We start from the raw sequence: 799 nt of genomic DNA on the forward strand, positions 1-799 counted from the left end.
GGTATTTTTTGCTGATGAAGAAAAGTAGTTTTCAATTTCACTTTTTATTTTATTTTTATGTCCACTACCCGGTGCAATTATTGCAGCGCTTCCTCCTTCCGGATTTAAATGTAAATCACCACCTTTGGTATTAATCTCTCCATTACCATCGACGGTAATGTTAAAATTTTTACCAAAAAAATTAATCGCACCTTCTTTAGTTAACTCAATCGCGCTCAGACCACACTCGATCCTTACAGTGTCTCCGGCTGCAATGGTGTAAGAAGCAAAGGCCTGTTCAGTACGATTGCCCGTTGTCAGCGTTTTACTATTTCCCTGAGTGCCGAGAGCATGGTCGCCTTCTACCCTGGTCTCATTATTAGCACCCACTGAAACCATGCGATTGTTCAGAACACTGTGTGATTCATCATTTTTAACATGGGTATCCATGTTCTTCTGCGCCTGGATCCACAGGTGTTCCTCACCCGCCTTATCCTCAAACCTCAGCGCGTTCGCCGTGTCCGCCGTGCCATCCTTCGACCGGCTTAAAAAGCCCATCTGCGTCGCCGCCGCCGGCAGCGCCCACGGCGGCATGCTCGCCTCGTTATACACCCGGCCGATGATCAGCGGACGGTCCGGATCGCCATTGATAAAGTCCACCACCACTTCGTCGTTAACACGCGGGATCTGCACCCCGCCGAATCCCTGGCCCGCCCAGGCGCTGGAGACGCGCACCCAGCAGGAGCTGGTGTCGTCGCCCTTCGCCAGACGGTCCCAGTGAAACTTCACCTTCACCCGCCCGTAGCGGTCGGTCCAGATC

General features: G+C 51.8%; 1 protein-coding gene. It reads right to left on the reverse strand.

The window, feature by feature from the left end; all coding sequences use genetic code 11:
* Positions 1-799, reverse strand: a 799-nt coding sequence (gene tssI, locus LQK91_RS21920) for a type VI secretion system tip protein TssI/VgrG (RefSeq protein WP_231001692.1), incomplete at both ends; no start/stop codon positions are given.

The organism is Pantoea sp. MHSD4, assembly GCF_021043305.1.
Classification (GTDB): Bacteria; Pseudomonadota; Gammaproteobacteria; order Enterobacterales; family Enterobacteriaceae; genus Pantoea; species Pantoea eucalypti.